Source organism: Paenibacillus sp. FSL K6-3182, from assembly GCF_037976325.1.
Lineage (GTDB): Bacteria > Bacillota > Bacilli > Paenibacillales > Paenibacillaceae > Pristimantibacillus.
The window spans coordinates 1,270,656-1,290,863 of the sequence record NZ_CP150265.1; the positions used below are offsets into that span (position 1 = coordinate 1,270,656).

Consider the following 20,208-nt stretch of genomic DNA (forward strand, 5'->3'; position numbering starts at 1 on the left):
GTCAATGGAAATGAGAACGAGAGTCCATACGATTTTTATGCTGATTGGCACGACGGAATGCGGGAAAACAACCTTTGCAAACGAAGTGCTGATGCCGCAGCTGCGATTTAGGGATGACAGCAAGGGCATGAATGCGAACGTGCAATATATTTCATCCGATAGCATTAGACAAGAGCTTCTAGGCTCTGATTATGATAAATATGATCAAATCATGCTTGAAGCGAGCGATCAGGCTTTCCGCCTTTTGTTCGAGAAGCTGCGGCTGGTCACTACTTTCCCCATCAATGCGGAATTTGTTGTCGTGGATACAACAGGTTTGTCGGAGGATTTCCGGGCGAGAGTGAGGGAGGTTGCAAAGGAAAATAACTACAACCTTGAAGTCGTGCTGTTTGATTACAAGAAGCGGGATGATTATTATTCATCGGAGCGTTCAAAGAAACTGATAACGAGCCACATTAATCGTTTGCGCAAGGACGTGCTTGGTTCGCTCTCGAGGGAGAAATATAGCAAAGTTCATAAAGTGCGGGCTAAAGATTTTTATTCCCCTATGGATAAGGTTGCGAATCCGGATTATAAGATTATAATCGAGGATGCTGCTGAGTATTTGGATGTTTTTTTACCGCTGGACCAGAAGACGATAATCGTCGGTGACGTTCACGAATGTGTGGATGAGCTGAAGGCTTTGCTCGTTAGCCATGGGTTTCAACTAGAGGGCAATGTACTGGTTGAGACAGGAAAGGTCAGCGGTACAAAAGTATTGCTCGTTGGAGATTGGATCGATAAGGGAAGCCGCACTAAGGAAATCATTGATTTCCTATATACGAATCAGGATAAGTTTTTGTTTGTGCTTGGCAATCATGAAAACTTCGTCCATAAATTTATGCGTGGTGAAATCAAAGGTGTGGAAGAGGAGCTGCTGCATGCCTACTTCGATTCCACTGAGGTGCTGAGAGGCGATGCTGAGCTTCTTCAGAAGTTTAATCATCTCGTATCCTTGTCGAAGCCTCTCTACAGAATAGTAGGAAAAGCAGGACCATCCTATTATGTGACTCACGCGCCATGCGAGAACAAATATATTGGCAAGCTGGATGTGAATTCGATCCGTCATCAGCGCAATTTTAGACTCGACCGATCGGCGCCGATTGAAGCACAGCTTGCGTTTCTGAAGCGGGATGCAGCAGGAAACCAGCCGTATCATGTTTTTGGACATGTGTCTGCTAAACAAGCATTTCGGATCAGAAATAAAATCCATTTGGATTCAGGCGCAGTTCACGGCAATCTGCTAACCTCGGTTTCTCTGTCGATGAAGCCGACTTTCAAATCACAGAAATCGTCAATAGCCAGCATGGAAGGCGAGCTTCCTGCTCTCTTCAAAGAGGAACGCAAAGTATCGCTGCAGGAGCTGGATGATGATGAAGCCCGCAGATTGCAGTATTGCTCGCGCAATAAAATTAACTTTATCTCAGGAACCATGTCTCCCGCAGATAAGGATGAAGCGGCGGGTGAGCTGGAATCGCTGAGGAAGGGGCTGAACTATTTTGTGGAGCGCGGTGTGAAAGAGGTCGTGCTGCAGCCCAAATACATGGGATCACGCTGCAATGTTTATTTGCATGCAGATATCGAGCAATGTTTTGCAGTGAGCCGCAATGGGTACAAAATAAATAAGGTTGACCTGACCGCTGTTTATGAGCGACTGCTGCAAAGATTCGGAAGCTACATGAAGGAAAACGATATATCGATGCTCCTGCTGGATGGCGAGCTTTTGCCATGGGAGGCGCTGGGAGAAGGTCTCATCGAAAAGCAGTTTAAGCCTATTGAGAAGGGGCTTGAGACAGAGCTTGCTTTCCTGAAGGCGAATGGATTCGAGGAAGCGTTCGGAAAGCTTGCGCATGATTTCAAGGAAAGTGGTTTTGAAAAGGATCAGTTTCACCTTAGCAAAGGGGCTATTAATGAGAAATATGGCCTAGCCGTCTATCAAAATTTTAAGCATGTTCATTCTATTCTTGAGAAAAATAGGCCAATTGACGAGCATATCAAAGCATATGAAACGTATAAGAGGCAGCTGGAACTGTATGCCGAGGCAGGGGAGCTTGAATACAAGCCTTTTTCGCTGCTCAAAATCGTATACGTGGACGGAAGCGAGCAGCTGCCAGCGTGGAAAACCTCTGAGATGTATCAATTCCTCACTGACGATACATTCATCACGCTTGTGCTGTCTGATGCGGAGAGCTATGAGCTTGCAGAAAAATATTTTTACACGCTTACGGTAGACAATCATATGGAAGGTGTCGTGATTAAGCCCGAGATGTCTCAGCCGTACACGGTTCCCTATATGAAAGTGCGCAATAAGGAATACATGTCTATTATTTACGGTTATGATTATAGATTTCCGCACAAGTACAATAAGCTCATCAAGCAAAAAAATATTACGCAAAAGCTTCGTACATCATTTAACGAGTACCGGCTAGGACAGCATATGCTGGCGATTCCTTTTGCTGAAATTGCCCCGGAAAACAATGGATATCAAGCGGCTGTTGCGAATCTTTTGTTTGAGGTTGCCAAAGAGAAGGAAATCGATCCTAGATTGTAAAACATCAATATACCAAACCTCCCATAATGGGAGGTTTTTCTACATCATTCGACCTATTATGAAATTGGTTATGGTATATATCGGAATAATATGGAATACTGGTATATGTAAAAAGTCCTAGTAAAAAGCAAAGTTGTCGAAAGACAATGACGCAAAGCCAACAGGCCTAAAGGAAATTTCCAAAGGTGGCTGGGTTGCCAAAAGGATGAGTGATAACATACCTATATCCTCTCCTTAAAAACTTCAGGTTACCGCCTACGTTATGAATAAGAGGGGATATTTAGCAATGAAACAAATGATTAAACGTTTTAATGGCAATGTTAATGTTGGTAGTTTTAATATTGTTCAAAAGCTATCTAATTTAGGTTACTGGGAGTTTGACCATATTCGCAGAGAAGCATCCTGGTCGAATCAAATGTTCGAAATATATGGTATGAAATCTGATTTCTCGATGACGATTGAACAATTTTTTGAGTTCGTGCATCCCGAAGATCGTGAGCGCGTTAATGAGCAGTTCCACCTTGCAATTGAATCAAAAAAGGAAAGCGTTTCCGAGTACAGAATCGTTCGTCAGAGCGGTGAAGTTAGATATGTGGTGGAAAACATTACTTTCATACGGAATGCCGAAAACGAGATATTGTTGACGATAGGCATGATTCAGGATGTAACGGAAAATAAAAAAATACAGCATCGCCTCACAATCGAAGAGCAGCTTTATAAATCGATATTTGAAAACAACCCTGACGCGGTCTTTTCTTTAGACGCACAAGGGCGTTTTTTGTCATGCAATTCAGTGCTTGAGCAAGTTTTTGGATATACGAAAGAGGAAATTATTAATGATAGTTTTCATAAATTTGTAGATGCCGCAGCGCTGGATAAAACGATTCAATATTTTGAGCAAACGGTCAAGACGCGGAACCCTCAAAACTATGATACGACAGGCATTACGAGAACAGGGCAAACGGTCGAATTTAATGTGACCAATATTCCAATCATTATTAATAAAAAGCTTATCGGTGTCTACGGCATTGCCAAGGATATTACGCAGCAAAAAATGATTGAGCAATCGTTGACTGAGACCGAATTAAAATACCGCAGTATTGTCGAGCAATCCATTGTCGGTATTTTTGTCGCGCAAAAAAACAACTTCGTTTATTCAAACGATCAGCTCAATAAAATGTTTGGTTATGACTCCTTGATCGGTATGGATATTATTCAGACGATCCATCCGTCAGACCGTGAAGCCGTCGTTAATCAACTAACGAAGTTACAGGAGGGGCAGTCTTTATCTAATTTCTGCCACAGAGCCATTAAACAAGATGGGACGATTATTCATTGCGAAGTGCACTATAATCAAGTGTCAAATATGGGAGAGCAGGCAATCGTTGGAGTAGTCCTTGATATTACGGATCGGAGCAAGGCTGAGGAATTAAATCAATATTTGGCTTACCACGATTATTTAACGGAGATGCCAAATCGCAGAATGTTTGAAGACCAGCTAGATAAGCAGCTAAGGGTAAGCGAGTATTTTAAGCAGAGGCTGGCGATCGTGCTGATTGACGTGGATCGTTTCAAATATGTAAATGATACGCTGGGGCATCCAATTGGGGATGAGTTGCTGAAACAAATCGCCTTTCGATTGATGAGCAATTTACGTGATGGCCAAACCGTATTCCGGCTTGGCGGAGACGAATTTGCAATTATTATAGCTGATGTAAAGCAGCAAAACGAAATCAAGGATATGGCAGCTACTATTATTAAGCTTATCAATGAGCAATTTTTGATAGAAGGATATGAGCTGAATGTAACCGCAAGTATTGGAATCAGTCAATCGCCTGGCGATGGGAGCTCGGTGGAGCAGTTGATGAAAAATGCAAATGCGGCTCTTTATCATGCGAAGTCCAGAGGCAGCAATCAATCACAGTGCTATTCCGCTTCTTTAAATGTGCAATCATTCAAATTGTTTTCACTCAGCAATGATTTGCGTAAAGCGCAGGAAAGAGGAGAGCTATTCCTGCATTACATGCCACGCGTACATTCGCAAACGATGGAAATTGTTGGCGTCGAGGCACTGCTGCGCTGGAATCATCCGGATTGGGGATTGGTTGCTCCGTCTGAATTCATACCGATCGCAGAGGAAACGGGGCTAATTGTATCGATAGGAGAATGGGTGCTCCGCGAAGCCTGTATGCAGCATAAACGGTGGCAGAGCTTAGGCCTGCCTTCGGTTACGCTGTCGGTTAACTTTTCGGTGCAGCAGCTTCTTCAGCAAAATATATTGCATACCATCGATAAGATCATCGAGGAGACAGGAATTTCCCAAGATCGATTGGAAATTGAAATAACGGAAAGCTCCTTTATTAGCAATGAGAATGCGGTGACTGAATTGCTGCTGGAGCTGAAGAAAAGAAAAATCAAAGTATCGCTTGATGATTTTGGAACCGGCTATTCCTCTCTTTATTTGTTGAAGCGCTTGGCACTCGATACGATCAAAATTGATCGGTCATTTATCGAGGAGTTGATGACGGATCGTAGAAATAAAAGCATTATTGAATGCATTATTCAATTGGCTGGCGAACTTGGCATGCAGGTGGTGGCCGAAGGTGTTGAAACGAAGGAGCAGTTCAACTATTTACGCGATCAGCGATGCGATGAAATCCAAGGTTATTATTTCAGTCGTCCTGTAGAGCCGGACAGCATCGTACAGCTATTGAGCCGAAGATCTTGTAAAGAGCCTGCTTTATTTATGCCAAGTAAAGAAGTGCTCGTTAATCGGAGAAAAAGCTTTCGAATCGATTTGAAGCATTGTCTATTGGCAGAGATGACCATTACGATGTTCAAAGGTAGCAGTGTGAAGCTTGGGAGTACAGAGGTGTTTGTTCGAAACATCGGGCCAGGTGGGCTCCGGTTTATAGTCGGTGTGAAGCTGCCCGTTAACAGCGATATCCTCTTGATGTTTAAGACGAAAATTCTTAATCAAATGTATGTGCTATTCGGATTTATCGTCTGGTACAATGAACTGGGCAAAGACATTTATGAATATGGTGTGCAATTTCAATTAAAAGAAAAGCAGCAGGATGAGCTCGTCAATACGCTTAATTTCCTAGCCATTAAGCAGTGTGATGGCATGCTTCCTCAAACACAGGTGTATGTGGGAGATCCGATACTCCGGATTAAGGAATTGAAAAAACATAATTAAAAATGAGATGGAAAAAGCATTTTACATTCGGTAAAACCGGGGCGTGAAATGTTTTTTTTGTGCAACATAAAAGTTTTGCCGCATCGGTCTTTGGGTAAAAGGAAATAGTAGTTATTGAAAAGGAGGATGCGCGCTTGAAACTTACACCGGAACAAAGAATTCAGCTGCATGGCTTTAATAATTTAACGAAGTCACTCAGCTTCAATATGTATGATGTGTGTTATACGAGAACGAAAGAAGAGCGTAAAGCATATATCGCCTATATAGACGAACAATATAATTCGGATAGGCTGACGAATATTTTGGAAACAGTATCGGATATTATTGGAGCGCATGTGCTTAATATTGCAAAGCAGGATTATGAGCCGCAGGGTGCCAGCGTTACTTTGCTCGTATCGGAAGGGCCGGTAATTAGCGGACCCAATGAGTCGTTTGAAGAATCGCCGGGTCCCTTGCCTGATTCCGTAGTGATGCATTTGGATAAAAGCCATATAACGGTTCATACGTATCCGGAGTATCATCCGAACGAAGGGATAAGCACGTTCCGCGCAGATATTGATGTATCGACCTGCGGCGAGATCTCACCGCTTAAAGCGCTGAACTATCTGATCCATTCATTTGATACCGATATTATGACACTGGATTATCGTGTGAGAGGTTTCACGCGCGACATTAATGGTTATAAACTTTTTATTGATCATGATATTAACTCGATTCAAAACTACATACCGAAGAAGGAATCTCTTTTGTATGACATGATCGACGTTAATATTTATCAAGAAAATGTGTTTCATACCAAATGCAAGCTGAAGCAATTTGATTTGAACAACTATTTATTCGGCTATACGAAGGATTCGTTGTCAACCATAGAGCAAGAGGAAATTACGAGAAGATTAAAGACCGAGATGGATGAAATCTTTTATGGAAAAAATATAAGGAGCTGATTTTCTCATGTCTAAATCGTCATCACAAAAAAATATTAACCCGCCGCAGCACCAAAACCGTCAACCGGGTATTGAATCCGAGATGAAGCCGCTGCCGATTTTTGAATCGGATTCATATAAAGCGGCAGGCAAGCTGAAAGGGAAGACAGCTATTATTACGGGTGGAGATAGCGGCATTGGCCGCGCTGTAGCCGTTGCTTTTGCCAAAGAGGGCGCGGATTTAGCGATCGTATATTTGAATGAGCATGACGATGCAGAGAAGACGAAGGAAGTTGTAGAGAAAGCTGGCGTGAAATGCTTGCTTATAGCTGGCGACGTCGGCGAAGAGGATTTTTGCAAAAGTGTCATCGAGCAGACGATTAAGGAGTATGGCAAGCTGGATATTTTGGTGAATAACGCGGCAGAGCAGCATGTGCAGCAGAAGCTTGAGGATATAACGTCGGATCAGCTGGTGGCTACGTTTCGAACGAATGTGTTCAGCATGTTCTATTTGACGATCGTCGCTTTGCCGCACTTGAAGGCATCCAGCTCCATCATCAATACGGCGTCTATAACGGCATACAAAGGCAATCCGACGTTAATTGATTACTCCGCTACAAAAGGAGCAATCGTTTCCTTTACGCGCGCATTGTCAGTGAATTTGGCTGAGCAAGGTATTCGCGTTAACGGTGTAGCTCCCGGACCGATCTGGACGCCGCTTATTCCAGCGACATTCGATGAACAGTCCGTAGCCACTTTTGGCTCAGATACACCGATGAAACGACCAGGACAGCCGCATGAGTTAGCAGCTGCCTACGTCTACCTAGCTTGTGATGATTCCAGTTATATGTCAGGCCAAATGCTGCATATTAACGGCGGAGAAGTTGTAAACGGGTAAAGTAGGTATTACAAGAAACCATGCAGCTTCGCATAATTTCCCCAGTGCGGCTGTCTGCCATCGACGTCGGTTATGCCGAACTCATCAGACAGCTGCCAGCTCGGGAATACTTGTCCGGATCTTTCAAGCAAATCGCTGCTTGCTGCAAGAGCTGCGATTCCACGTCCAACAAAATATGGCGTTTCCGATTGGCTGAAATGCTCGGCGTCTGGCTTGCCGCCATGCACAGCATCAAGCCACGTTTCTTCCGTTACTTCAAAATGCTCCAGCATTTCCTCGGAGCGAAGGAAGCCGGGAGTTACAGCAACAGCCGTTACATCATAGGGCTTAAGGTCAGCTGCCATTGCCGCGGCAAGATGAATAGGTGAAATTTTGGCCAGGCTATAAAACAAACTTCCGCGATAACGGTAATCGATTCCGTCAGTGACTTCAATGATTAGTCCCTTTCTCCGTTTCACCAGCAATGGAGCACCATAATGACTCGTAATGAGATGAGCTTTTACGGCACGCTCTTGCATTAACAGGCCCTTGCTTAACGAATGCTCCCAAAACGGCTTTCCCCATTCCGTTAATTTTTCTCCTCCCCAAATGTTATTGACCAGCACATCCAGTTGTCCATTTTGCTCCTTGTTGATTTTCTCGAACAAAGCCTGAACGTCCACTTCAACTGTATGGTCCACTCTAACCGGGATGCCCACGCCTCCTCGTGCAGTGACCAATTCGGCTGTTTCTTCAATCGTTTCCGCTCTGTTCAAATCGGAGGCTTGGCCGCGAATGCTTCTTCCTGTGCAGTAAACGGTGGCTCCTGCTTCTCCAAGACTTACTGCAATACCGCGTCCAGCTCCTCGTGTAGCTCCAGCAACGACTGCGATTTTTCCCTCTAATGGTTTCATTGTATCTCTCCATTCCGATTTCTATGGTTTACTCTTTGTCAGTTTAACAAACGATATACGACAACTACTGTCATATATTCATGCTACAATGAAAAAAACGAATGAAAGCAGCACAGGAGGCCTAGCATATGAGAGCGGGACGGTTAATTGCCATCCTATTATTGATGCAAAACAGCGGGAAATTGACGTCAAAAGAACTTGCGGAAAAGCTGGAGGTATCCGAGCGTACCATCATTCGTGATATGGAGTCGCTTAGTGAAGCGGGCATTCCGGTTTATGCGGAGAGGGGAGTGCACGGAGGATGGGTTTTATCCGAGGGGTATCGAACTAATCTAACGGGTATGCATGCGGATGAATTAGTGTCTGTTATCGTTGGCAGTCCATCTTCTTTGCTGAGCGATCTAGGAATTGCGAGTCATTATGAAGCGGCTGTTCAAAAAATACTGGCTGCCTCTCCTGCTGAAGTGAGCAAAGGGGCAGCTCTTATGAAGCAAAAGATTCATATTGATGGAGCGGGCTGGCATCAGATGGAAGAGTTAATGCCATTCTTGTCGATTGTGCAGGAAGCCGTTTGGGAAGAACGATTATTGAAGATTCGCTATCATCGCGAGGACGGTATCGCCGAGCGAATCGTCTCTCCGCTTGGACTCGTTGCTAAGCGCAACGTTTGGTATTTGATTGGCGAAGTGAACGGGGAGAAACGGACCTACCGAATCTCAAGATTATTGGATGCCCTTATGCTGGAGGAGCGGTTCGAACGCCCAGCAGACTTTGATCTGGCTCAGTACTGGGAACAGTCCATGGGTGAATTTAAGCAGAGACTGCCGCAATATCCTGCTGTTATTACCTTTCATGATACGGTGCTCTCTCGGCTATCCAAAGAACGATATGTGAAAATCGTAAAAAGCAGCCCTTCACTGAAAACGAGTTGGTCATCGGCGCGAGTTGAATTTCAAGGATTGGAATCGGCGTGCGAAATTATTTTAAGTTATGGTTCACGAATAGAAGCGGTTGAGCCTGCAGAGCTGCGGCAAAAAGTGATAGCTGAGGCAAAAGCTATTTATGCTTTATATGGCGATTTGTAAAAAAAAGAGGAAGCTCGAAGTGATCTGGACCAGATATTGCTGATCCACGAGCGATAACGAATGGCGATTCTTTTATGCTGGTCCGATGTCATTGAGTTCTATGCGGGTGAAGTATATGAATGAGAAATAGAGCAGGTGGGAATAAAAAGAGATAATTACTACTCCGTATGGATCACAGAGGAATCATCTCCTTTTCGCTATTATTATCGTTACATTTGTTTCTTAAGGTGTACGTGGCAGAGCATAATATCCAAATGCAAGATCAAGTAAGGCACTTGCTTCTTGGCGAAGCAGTGGTTTTTGCGAACGGAAGTCAACTGAACCGTCCTCGTTTACTTTTGTATCGGGATCTGCAATGCCTTGGGAAATAAGTGCTTTAATTCCTTCAACAGCCCATGGAGCAGTGTCGTCAGTAAGCTTAATGTCTCGCTCAAGCTTAGCTTGTTTTAAATTTTGAATCATAGTTGCAGCTGTTTGTCTTGTAATGACTGCATTTCTATCAACATCAGGAATACCAGTTATCATTTGCTTCTTGTGACCTTCAATCATATCAGGAAAACTATGCCAGCCATGAGCAATCATAAGGACCTCCATAAACTCGCCTTGTGTCATTGTGCCTCTTGGCTCAAAGTTATTGCCCTCTTTGGCAAATAGGACATCACGCGCATGTAAATTGTTAATGTACGACGAATATGCACTATCATTAGGGACATCATTGAATGCTGGCTTAATATGAACCTTACGCGCATCAGAACCAAAATCAAGACCATTGGGATTTGTATAATAAAAATATTCAATCTGACCCTGATGATCTTTTTTGAAAGCTAATTTGTTGCCTGCTTCATCTTCAAACAACAGTGGGTGAATCATTTTTAACGTGTGTTTGCCACTGGTTCCTGTCTCCATAATGAGGTTGCCATCCCCGTAAGTGAAGTTGGAATTCAAGAAAAAGAATCTTGTGTTCAAATAAGATCCAACATATTGCTCCGCATCCTTCTCGCTTAGTGGAATGTACTTCGGTTGTTCTACTTCTCTCTCGTCAGGGAAATACTGATCCATAAATGCTTCATATACCTCTAAGCTCATCATCGTATCATTATTATAGGACATGTAGAAGGAAACGTTTTTCTCCGGCAACAGCACAATCAAGGACTGATGACCAGGCAGGTTCCCGCCTTTCAGTACAACATGGTGGCCATTCATAATATCATTGCGATAACCCTCAAACCCGCCAACTGTAGTCATAGGAATTGATTTGTCTGCAAATACTGCGTAGGTTTGCATCTGTTCCGCAGTTTTTTCATTAATGATCTTCTTGCCGTTAACTGTTCCCTCCTGCTGAAACATGATTAAATATTTTGCCATATCTTCACCCGTTGACAAAATACTGCCATGTGGGCCATCGGTCGGTGCATGTCCAGATACTGAATGAGGTTTGCCATCCGGTCCATAATGTGTGGCCATTCTACCCAGCAACTCGGGCGTAAATCGAGAGCTTGTAGAATTCATCCCTAACGGTTTAAACACATTGTCTTCCATATACTGCGGGTATGATTTACCGCTTACGTTTTGAATCGCATAGCCAGCCAATAAAAAAGCAAAATTGTCATACGTATAAGCTTCGCCAGGTTTTCGAACAACTGTAGGCATATTTTCTGTCATAAAGTCCTTCATCGGAATATCTTGATCGACATATTTAGGGTCTAAAAAGAGGGATTTATCCGGGTAATCAAATCCTGCTGTGTAAGTCAACAAATTGTATAACGTAAGCGGAGTATTTGTTTTGTTAGGTACTTTCATTCCCCCGAGATAGTCTTGAATATCTCGATCTAGCTCCATTTTCCCACCTTCTACGAGTTGCAGTGCAGCTAAAGCAGTAAATGTTTTTGAAACAGATGCGATTTGAAACACAGTATCTTTATCTACAGCAATTTCCTTTTCTTTGTCTGCAAAGCCATACCCTTTATTGACGAGCACTTTACCATCTTGAACAACGACAAAATTGGATCCATTCACGTTGTATTTTTCCATCATATTTTCAAATACAGGATCAATAAAGTCCTCAATTTCTTGTGGGTTTAACTTAATATTTGTGCTGACCTCATTCGATATCTGAGATGCGACTGGACTAGTATCTCGATTGGAAACGGGCGCCGTGCAGGCTGTAAATATAGTTGTAAATGAAAGTAAAGCGACGATACTGACCTTGCGAAATTTGTTATTCACTATTCATTCTCCTTATGTGTTTGTAGTTGGCTAGCGTACAAGTCAAACGGATAACACTGCTTCACGAGTATCACAAAAAGAGTGTCATTCTAACAAGTTACCTTATGTCATCCCTTTCGTTTCCTTGCTTAAGATAAACAATGTTACATGTCATATGACGTTTTGACACTAGGAATAGAGAGGGTTTGACGTTTAAACTGCAGAGGATATAAGGGCATTACAAAACTCTGGAGGTGCATTTCTTTTGAAAAAGCTATTGTTAAACAACCTGCAAAATGTAATCTTTTTGTTCTTTACTTTTATTTCAGGTCTATTTTATTTTTGCTTCTATTTAGTGACTCTAACATTTGGATTAGGTATGTCGTTCACGGTAATTGGGATACCGATATTAACGTTTGTTATGCGTTCAGCACGGAAGTTCGTCCGATATGAACGTACACAAACCAAAATTTATACTGATCTAACAATAGAGTTGGAAGATGTGGAACTACTAGTGGAAGGATCGTTATGGGTTCAAGCTAAGCGAGAGCTTCTAGATCAACGCAACTGGAATGCTATTTTTTGGTTAATGCTAAAGCTGGTCGTAGGCTGGATAAGTCTTTTTTGCGCTGTCATATTATATATTGTGCCGCTTGCCTTTATTGCAGCGCCTTTACTTGTTCCATTCGTGAATATTCAAATAATGTTTATGACGATTGATACGTTGGAACATTCTTTAATCATTATGTTAGCAGGTATTGTACTTATCTTTTTTGGCGCGTGGTTAGGAAAAGGTATCACGCAAGCAATTGGAGGATATACACGATACATGGTTAGGGCGATATCTGGCGATTCTGCGTAAACAGGATGCGTCAGGAGAGTGAATACTCTATACTATTATGTATAATAAGGATGAAGTTTAGGTGAGGTGCTACACATGTTTGATGTAGTCAAACAATGGTTTTGGTATGATTGGATATTGCTTCTATTTCGGATTTTGGCTAGTGTTTCTGTCATGTCCGCAATGGTAGATGAGCAAGCTCAATTAACGATACCGATTTGGGGAATGATAATTTGGCAGATTATCTCATTTTCTATCCCGTGGCTTAGTTTGCTGTTTAACTATAACTATTATCTTGTATCTGAAATGGTACTTTCTGGAGGTATAAGTTTATATTTAAGTATGATCTTCCCTGAAGCTTATACGACTTTTTTGATACCTGCCTTTATGATCGCAGCCAACAGCGCAAAACAATCTTATCGATGGTCGGCCCCAATTACGGTTCTCGCTATTCCACTTGTCATTAATGCGGCTGCCGAGCACCATGTGTTATTGGATTTGATTATAGATATAGGACTTGCTTATACAATTGGGTTTGCTTTTCATCTACTTGTTGTCAATCATCGGCAGAATGGAATTATTCGTAATCAAAATGCAGTACTAGAGCAGTATATATCTCAAATTGAGAAAGTAACTATAAGCGAAGAACGCAGCCGTCTTATGAAAGACTTGCACGATACGTTAGGCCATTCCTATGCGTCCATCATTATGGGTTTAGAGACGCTTCGAACGGAACTTATGACTAGTGAGGGTCAAACAAAGCTAGAGGCTTTGTTGCGCTTAGCACGCAAAAGTATGGATGAAGGCAGAGGGTTTGTACATCAACTAGAAACACCGCATGATCGATTAACATTGGTTGAAGCTTTGAAGGGACTTGTAGATGAATTTCAATTCAATTCTGACGTTGTCGTCCGTTTTCGAACATTGGGGGAAGAAACAACGATAACTAAACTAGCTCATACGACTCTTTATCGTTGCTTACAAGAATCTTTAACAAACGCTGTACGACATGGTCAAGCTACAGAGCTTGTTGTCCTTCTTCAATTTGAGGAGCAACAAACAAGGCTTGAAGTTCAAGATAACGGTCTTGGGACAGCGGTGTTACAGGATGGATTCGGACTGAGGGCGATGAAAGAACGTGCAAGCAATCTTCAAGGTCAAGTGTCAATCTATTCTGAAGTTGGTGAAGGCACAGTCGTTACGTGTACGTTACCAAGGCAAACGGCACAGCCAAACGAGATGATACGATTGTTAGTAGTTGATGACCAACCTTTCATAAGAGAAAGTCTAAAAACGTTGTTAGAAGGTCAGCGTGATTTGCTTGTCGTTGGAATGGCTGAAGATGGGGTAAAGGCTACAGAATATTGCGAGCAGTTACAGCCGCATGTCGTTCTAATGGATTTGGATATGCCGAATAGAGACGGAATAGAAGCAACTAAGTTGATCAAACAGAATTGGCCAGCTGTCCGCGTTCTTATTCTTACTACTTTTCAGGATAAGGAAAAAGCAAAGGAAGTGCTGAGAAGTGGTGCAGATGGATATTTATTAAAGTCTATGGAGCCACGCGAGCTAGCTGAAACGATACGTCTCGTCTATCGTGGAGGAACGATTATTGCTCCATTTATATCTAATCAATTGTTTGGCGAGTCAGAAGTGATGCTTGAGGAAAGGGGTAGTTCAATCACCGAGCATGATAGTAAGGTTGTAATGGAATCATATGACCTAACAGCCAGAGAACTTGAAATATTACAGCTAGTTGCACAAGGACTTCGTTACAAAACGATAGCTTCAAAACTCTATTTATCCGACGGGACAGTACGCAACTATGCTTCTTCCGCATACCTTAAGTTGGATGTACGTAATCGTGAAGAGGCCGTTCAAAAGGTAGTTGCAGCTGGTTTTCTAAAAGTGAATTGAATGGTTGTTGGTATTTAATAACGGGATCTAATACTAGGGTTAAAAAAGAAGATGGTCGATAAATAGGCGATCTCTGTGCGTCCGTATGGAAGATAGGTGATTTCGGTAAGTAAAACAAGCCCTGGAACACCCTGCTTGAAATCCCTTTGGAGTTTGTTAGGGAAGGTTCGGTGTTCGAGTTTGGCTTTGCCCATGACTTCATCTTGCGTTAGTTCCCTTTTTAGAGGACGTCGAGAACTCTCTTTACGAGAGTCGGCCAATCCAATAATCCCAGCGTTTCATAGGCTTTCTTCCAACAGTTAGCACATTGCTCTACACGTTTTATTCCAATTACCTCTACATTAAATCCGTTTGTCTCAAAGATTTCTCGTTCTTACTCACGAAATCCCTCCGTTACTTACTCCAGTATACAAAAAGGTACCCACAGCCTGAACACCTTTTTTAAAAGTATCCAGTCTATAGGTACCAGTTTAAAGTCGGGCTTCCTCTTTTTTTTGCTTGTATCAATACTTAATGAGGCATTACAATGGCAAATCTCGTTTGCTGAATGTGATGATGCCTGCCATAAAGCCAGCAAGACCGATCAAAAAGAGAATGACCGAGGCTAGTATCGGGTTACCGCCGCCGCTCGCGAGTTCACTCGGCCTATATAATGAAAAGAGGGAGACGAAACGGAGCCATTCTATATTCTCGCTGATTTTGCCGAGCATATCGAATCCGAACATGCCAAACGTAGTAACCCCCGAGATGCCTAGTGCTTTCTTCTCGTCGCTGGAGAGAGCAGAAATGAAGAAGGAAATGCCGCCTATTGCGAAGAACAGCATCCATGCGATGACATTCAATAAAATGAAGCGGGAACCGTCAAATTCGTATCGATCACCGATAAACAAGGCATAGCCAATAAAACCAGCAGCTGTCGTAACGATCATAATCAGCAGCAGTCCAGCGACGAGTACACTTGCTTGCGTTACGGCGATACGCTGTCGAGATGTCGGTGTGGACAGCAGATAAGCCATGGAGCCTTGATCCACCAGCCTTGCCATTAGGCCCGTAGACAGCATGATGCTGAATATAGAGAGCAGAAGAGGCAAAATGAGTCCGTAATACTCTCCAGAGATGAAGGCCTCCATGCTCCCGAAGCCGGATTGAACGCCAAAAGCATTGACGATTCCCTCGGGCAGAGCCGACATAAGCTCGTTAAGTGCTCCTGTGTTTTGCGCGATGCCGGGATACAGCCAGAACATGAGCAAAATATAGAAGGCCGAGCCGAAGGCGTAGTTGCTTATTCCTTTAAGATTGATCTTCATCATTTGTTTGAAAAGGGGAGCGTTCATCAGGCGAGCTCCTTCCGGTCATAATAGTGCATGAATACGTCCTCAAGATTTTGTGCGGTGATATCGAGACTGCGAATAGGGTATTTGGCCGTCTCTCGAATCAGCTCGTTATAATTGCCCTGCACGGCGACTGTGACCCGTCTGCCATCGTGTGATTCGATAGGCACTGTGCCCGATAACACGAACAGATGAGCATCTGTGGCTTGCTCGAAAACAATCTCAACCAGCTTGCGCTGCATGGACTGAAGCTCATGTATGTTTTTGACGGTCATCACTTTCCCGTCCTTTATTATGGCGGCGCGGTCGCAGGTTCGCTCGATTTCGGTAAAGCTATGGGAAGACATCAGAAAGGTCGTTCCTTTCGCCTTCTCTTCGAGAACAAGCTCAATAAATGTCTGCTGCATGAGAGGATCGAGACCGGAGGTAGGTTCATCGAGAATGATTAATTCGGGATCATGCATGAATGCGGCGACAATTCCGACTTTTTGCTTCATGCCTTTGGACATCTTCCGAATCGGCGTGTTGACGTCGAATTGCAGCCGTTCGATTAGGCTCCGGCGTTTGGCTGAGCTGTCCACTCTCTGCATAGAGGAGAGAAATTCAAGGAAAGCTTTTCCTGTCATTCCTTCGATAAAAGCGATTTCCCCAGGCAAATAGCCAACAAACTTCTGCACCGTTCCTTGTTTCGCCCAGGTATCGAGTCCCTTTATGGATACGCGTCCATGATCCGGCTTCATAAAACCCATAATGTGACGAATAGTCGTCGATTTGCCTGCACCATTAGGGCCCAAAAAACCGAACACTTCACCTTTGTTTACCGTGAATGACACATCTGTAATGCCGCGGCCATTCCGAAAAAGCTTAGTCAGCCCCTCAACGATTAACATATACCGCTGCACCCCGCATTTGTAATTATGAAATTATTTTATTATTTGATTTCATTATTTATGATAATTTCGTTAGGGTTAGAAGTCAATGGGTTATGAAATATAGATGTGCTATAATTTCATTGAATTAAAATAGACTTGATTGCAGGAGGCAGTATGAACGGTTTCGAGAGAAGGAAGGAATTAATCAAGGAGAAGATTAAGAAGACGGTTTTAGACATGCTCAAGACGTGGGAGCCAAAAAAAATACGAATCGCCGATATTGCAGCGGAAGCTGAAGTATCTCAAGTGACGATTTACAATTATTTCGGCAGTAAGGAAGCACTGCTTAGCGAGGTGTTCAAACAATTTATTGATAAGAGCATTACCGATTTTGAAACATTCATTCAAGGTGATCACTCCTTAAAGGAGATCATTCAATATATCGTTTTTGTAGATAAGGAAGCTTATCGCGCCTTTACTCCTGAATTTTTCACACAGTTCCTGATTGATGACGAAACGAATCAATATATTGAAGAGCTTTATCGAACAAAGGGAATGCCGCTCGTCGTACAATTTGTAGAAGAAGGGAAAAGGAAGGGCGAGATCTCGAAGAAGGTTTCGACTCCGACCATTATCGCTTATATCAATATGCTAAAAGCGCAATCCCACATGTTCCTTGATTTGGCGCAGCAAAGCGAACAAGTAGACGATTTTCTTGATGAGTTTATTCATCTCTTCTTTTATGGTATTTGCAGCTCTGAACCAGAGTCTAATTCGTAGGTCCATGTTATTTGACTATGGGCTTGTATATTCGATACAATTTAGGCTGCAGCATGTTTGTACATAGAGGTATGAATGAAGGGAGAATACGAGATCATGAGTGGATTTGAACATCATTTAGATACGTATGCAGAGTTGATTGTAAAAATTGGAGTGAACGTACAGCAGGGCCAAGAGGTATTCGTTACAGGAGCTGTCGATCAAGCAGCACTCGTTAGACTTGTAGCCGGCAAAGCCTATGAAGCAGGCGCGAGCAACGTCCATGTGGAATGGACTGACGATTCATTGTCCAGATTAAAATATGAGCAAGCAGCAGACGAAGTATTTGCGCGTTACCCCGAATGGGAAACGGCAAAACGCAACTCCTTTGTGGAACGCGGAGCAGCATTTATCTCCATCGTTTCATCAAGCCCAGATTTGCTGAAAGGCATCGATTCAGGACGTATTTCCAGCTTCCAGAAGGCATCTGGCCAAGGCTTGCAGGAGTTCCGCAGAGCTATTCAATCGGATAAGGTGAGCTGGACAGTAGTTGCTGCAGCGAGCAAGCAATGGGCAGCGAAGGTATTCCCGGATGCAGGGGAAGAGGAAGCGGCCCAAAAGCTGTGGACAGCTATTTTTGAATCGGTTCGTTTGCATGCTGAGAACCCTGTCAAAGCGTGGGAAGAGCATAATGCGAACCTTCACAGCAAGGGCGAGACGCTCAACCAGAACCGTTTTCACAAATTGCATTATACGGCTCCTGGCACGGATCTTACGATTGAATTGCCAGAGAAGCATATTTGGGTCGCTGCAGGCAGCACGAACATTAACAACATTCCTTTCATGGCGAATATGCCGACCGAGGAAGTGTTTACAGTTCCGCTAAAAACAGGCGCAAACGGTTATGTATCCAGCACGAAGCCGCTAAGCTATGGCGGCAACATTATCGATCGTTTCAAGCTGACGTTTGAAGCCGGACGTATTGTGAAGGTAGAGGCTGAAGAAGGGCAAGACATCTTGCAGAAGCTCGTAGACATTGATGATGGCGCGCATTACCTAGGCGAGGTTGCGCTCGTTCCGCATGAGTCACCGATTTCACAGTCCAACATCTTGTTCTATAATACGTTGTTTGATGAGAATGCATCTAATCACCTGGCAATCGGCAGCGGTTATGCTTTCAATATTGAGGGCGGCAAGTCGATGTCACCTGAAGAGCTTGCTGAGAATGGCGTAAATGCCAGCATCACGCATAATGATTTTATGATCGGCTCAGCTGAAATGGATATCGATGGCATCACGAAGGATGGAAAGGTTGTCCCTATTTTCCGTAAAGGAAATTGGGCTATTTAATTAGGGTTAGCAAATAAAGAAGCTACCCGGGAAGAAGCGAATGCTTCTTCCCGGGTAGCTTCTTTCTGTTTTATGGGTTCTTTTACATAAATAAGACAACTTCCCAGATGGCTATATGACAAATGTCATGCCATCGTATTGACGTTTATGACTACAATGACCTGACAGTTTTCTTTACAATAAAGTTAGAATACTGCGTTAGACGTCCGGGATACTCTCCAAGCGTCATATTGAGGAGGAAAATGCGATGACAGAGCTTAAACATGCTCACTTGAAAAAAGAAGTTGCCCCATTTGAGAAAACGGATTTAAAGTCGAGTATCAGACAGCTTATTAACACCTTAGTGCCACTCGTTCTGCTCTGGTATGCCTCTTACTATAGTCTTTCCATATCGTACTGGCTTACTGCTCCGTTGGTGCTGCTTACTTCTGGTTTCGTCATTCGTACATTCATCATCTTTCATGACTGTTGTCACGGATCGTTTTTCAAAAGCAAAAAAGCAAACGATATCATAGGTACAATTACAGGCGTCATTACGCTTGTCCCTTATAGACAGTGGAAAAATTCACATTCTATCCATCACGCAACAAGCAGCAACCTCGATAAACGGGGCGTTGGCGATTTGTGGATTTTAACGGTGGAAGAATACGCAGCAGCGCCGCTTATGCGCCGGTTTGCATATCGTATGTATCGTCATCCGCTAGTTATGTTTGGACTTGGTCCAATCGGTGTTTTCCTTATTCAATACCGCTTTAATATTAAAGGTGCTAGACGCAAGGAACGGATGAACACTTATTTAACAAATGCTTTGATCGTAGGCTCTTACGCGCTGCTTATCTGGGCAATCGGTTGGCAAGCATTCCTGCTTGTTCAAGGTCCTGTGTTTTTTGTATCGGGTCTGCTCGGCATATGGTTGTTTTATGTACAGCATCAATTTGAGGATTCTTATTTTGAAAATGAAGACGAGTGGAGTTATGTGAAAGCTGCCGTTGACGGAAGCTCTTACTACAAGCTGCCTAAAGTGCTGCAATGGATTACAGGCAACATCGGCTTCCACCACGTTCATCATTTGAGCCCAAAGGTTCCGAACTATAACTTGGAAAAAGCGCATAATGCAACGCCGCCGCTTCACAAAGCGACGACGATTACGATCAGCGAAAGCTTAGAATCGCTCCAGTTCCGTCTTTGGGATGAATCAGACAAAAAATTTGTCAGCTTCAAAGGGATCAAGCATCGTCTTCGTAAAGCAAAAGCATCATCTGAGAAAATAAAAGCTACACAAGCAAGCTTGAAATTTAAATAACTCCATTTAAACATACACCAGAAGCCATGCCCTTACAGGCTG

General features: G+C 43.2%; 14 protein-coding genes, 1 pseudogene and 1 riboswitch. Of the genes and pseudogenes, 10 read left to right on the forward strand and 5 right to left on the reverse strand.

Annotated features, from left to right (window positions below):
• Positions 1–4 precede the first annotated feature (4 nt).
• From MHH56_RS05510 to MHH56_RS05525, 4 genes are all read left to right on the forward strand, one after another.
• Positions 5–2,590 (forward strand): metallophosphoesterase, encoded by a 2,586-nt coding sequence (locus MHH56_RS05510; protein WP_339207133.1) that lies wholly within the window; start codon positions 5–7, stop codon positions 2,588–2,590.
• A 116-nt stretch (positions 2,591–2,706) separates the two neighbouring features.
• A riboswitch (cyclic di-GMP riboswitch) is annotated at positions 2,707–2,792 on the forward strand.
• Between the two features lie 84 nt (positions 2,793–2,876).
• Positions 2,877–5,789 (forward strand): EAL domain-containing protein, encoded by a 2,913-nt coding sequence (locus MHH56_RS05515; RefSeq protein WP_339207134.1) that lies wholly within the window; start codon positions 2,877–2,879, stop codon positions 5,787–5,789.
• 134 nt (positions 5,790–5,923) lie between these two features.
• The gene (gene speD / locus MHH56_RS05520; RefSeq protein WP_339207135.1) at positions 5,924–6,733 is read left to right on the forward strand and encodes an adenosylmethionine decarboxylase; all 810 of its coding nucleotides are present in this window, start codon (positions 5,924–5,926) and stop codon (positions 6,731–6,733) included.
• Positions 6,734–6,740: 7 nt separating this feature from the next.
• Positions 6,741–7,610 carry an SDR family oxidoreductase gene (locus MHH56_RS05525; protein ID WP_339207137.1) on the forward strand — a complete coding sequence of 290 codons (870 nt, stop codon included), beginning with the start codon at positions 6,741–6,743 and terminating at the stop codon, positions 7,608–7,610.
• Positions 7,611–7,618: 8 nt separating this feature from the next.
• Here the strand turns inward: MHH56_RS05525 and MHH56_RS05530 are convergent, their stop codons facing one another.
• Entirely contained in the window at positions 7,619–8,503 is an 885-nt protein-coding gene (locus tag MHH56_RS05530; protein ID WP_339207139.1) for an SDR family oxidoreductase, read from the reverse strand.
• A 128-nt stretch (positions 8,504–8,631) separates the two neighbouring features.
• Between MHH56_RS05530 and MHH56_RS05535 the strand changes: the two genes are divergently transcribed.
• On the forward strand, positions 8,632–9,588 hold the full coding sequence (locus MHH56_RS05535; protein WP_339207141.1) for a YafY family protein: 957 nt from the start codon (positions 8,632–8,634) through the stop codon (positions 9,586–9,588).
• Between the two features lie 222 nt (positions 9,589–9,810).
• Here MHH56_RS05535 and MHH56_RS05540 read toward each other — a convergent pair whose 3' ends face one another.
• Positions 9,811–11,814, reverse strand: coding sequence for a serine hydrolase (locus MHH56_RS05540; protein WP_339207142.1), 2,004 nt, complete (start codon positions 11,812–11,814; stop codon positions 9,811–9,813).
• 244 nt (positions 11,815–12,058) lie between these two features.
• On the opposite strand from MHH56_RS05540, the gene MHH56_RS05545 reads away from it, so the two are divergent.
• Together MHH56_RS05545 and MHH56_RS05550 are read left to right on the forward strand one after the other, a co-directional pair.
• Complete coding sequence (locus MHH56_RS05545; protein ID WP_339207144.1) at positions 12,059–12,655, forward strand: sensor domain-containing protein; 597 nt, start codon at positions 12,059–12,061, stop codon at positions 12,653–12,655.
• Between the two features lie 75 nt (positions 12,656–12,730).
• On the forward strand, positions 12,731–14,551 hold the full coding sequence (locus tag MHH56_RS05550) for a hybrid sensor histidine kinase/response regulator transcription factor (RefSeq protein WP_339207145.1): 1,821 nt from the start codon (positions 12,731–12,733) through the stop codon (positions 14,549–14,551).
• A gap of 50 nt (positions 14,552–14,601) precedes the next feature.
• Here MHH56_RS05550 and MHH56_RS05555 read toward each other — a convergent pair.
• From MHH56_RS05555 to MHH56_RS05565, 3 genes and pseudogenes are all read right to left on the reverse strand, one after another.
• Positions 14,602–14,739 (reverse strand): annotated as a pseudogene (locus tag MHH56_RS05555) (IS3 family transposase); the annotation flags it as partial.
• A gap of 333 nt (positions 14,740–15,072) precedes the next feature.
• A complete protein-coding gene (locus tag MHH56_RS05560) occupies positions 15,073–15,861 on the reverse strand; it encodes an ABC transporter permease subunit (protein ID WP_339207146.1) in 789 nt (262 codons plus the stop codon).
• A 23-nt stretch (positions 15,862–15,884) separates the two neighbouring features.
• Positions 15,885–16,772 carry an ABC transporter ATP-binding protein gene (locus tag MHH56_RS05565; RefSeq protein WP_339207147.1) on the reverse strand — a complete coding sequence of 296 codons (888 nt, stop codon included), beginning with the start codon at positions 16,770–16,772 and terminating at the stop codon, positions 15,885–15,887.
• A gap of 156 nt (positions 16,773–16,928) precedes the next feature.
• On the opposite strand from MHH56_RS05565, the gene MHH56_RS05570 reads away from it, so the two are divergent.
• The 3 genes from MHH56_RS05570 (at position 16,929) to MHH56_RS05580 (ending at position 20,166) form a co-directional block, all read left to right on the forward strand.
• On the forward strand, positions 16,929–17,534 hold the full coding sequence (locus MHH56_RS05570; RefSeq protein ID WP_339207148.1) for a TetR/AcrR family transcriptional regulator: 606 nt from the start codon (positions 16,929–16,931) through the stop codon (positions 17,532–17,534).
• Positions 17,535–17,630: 96 nt separating this feature from the next.
• Entirely contained in the window at positions 17,631–18,863 is a 1,233-nt protein-coding gene (locus MHH56_RS05575) for an aminopeptidase (RefSeq protein ID WP_339207151.1), read from the forward strand.
• Between the two features lie 247 nt (positions 18,864–19,110).
• Positions 19,111–20,166: a fatty acid desaturase gene (locus tag MHH56_RS05580; RefSeq protein ID WP_339207152.1), complete on the forward strand. Its 1,056-nt coding sequence runs from the start codon at positions 19,111–19,113 to the stop codon at positions 20,164–20,166.
• Positions 20,167–20,208: the final 42 nt, after the last annotated feature.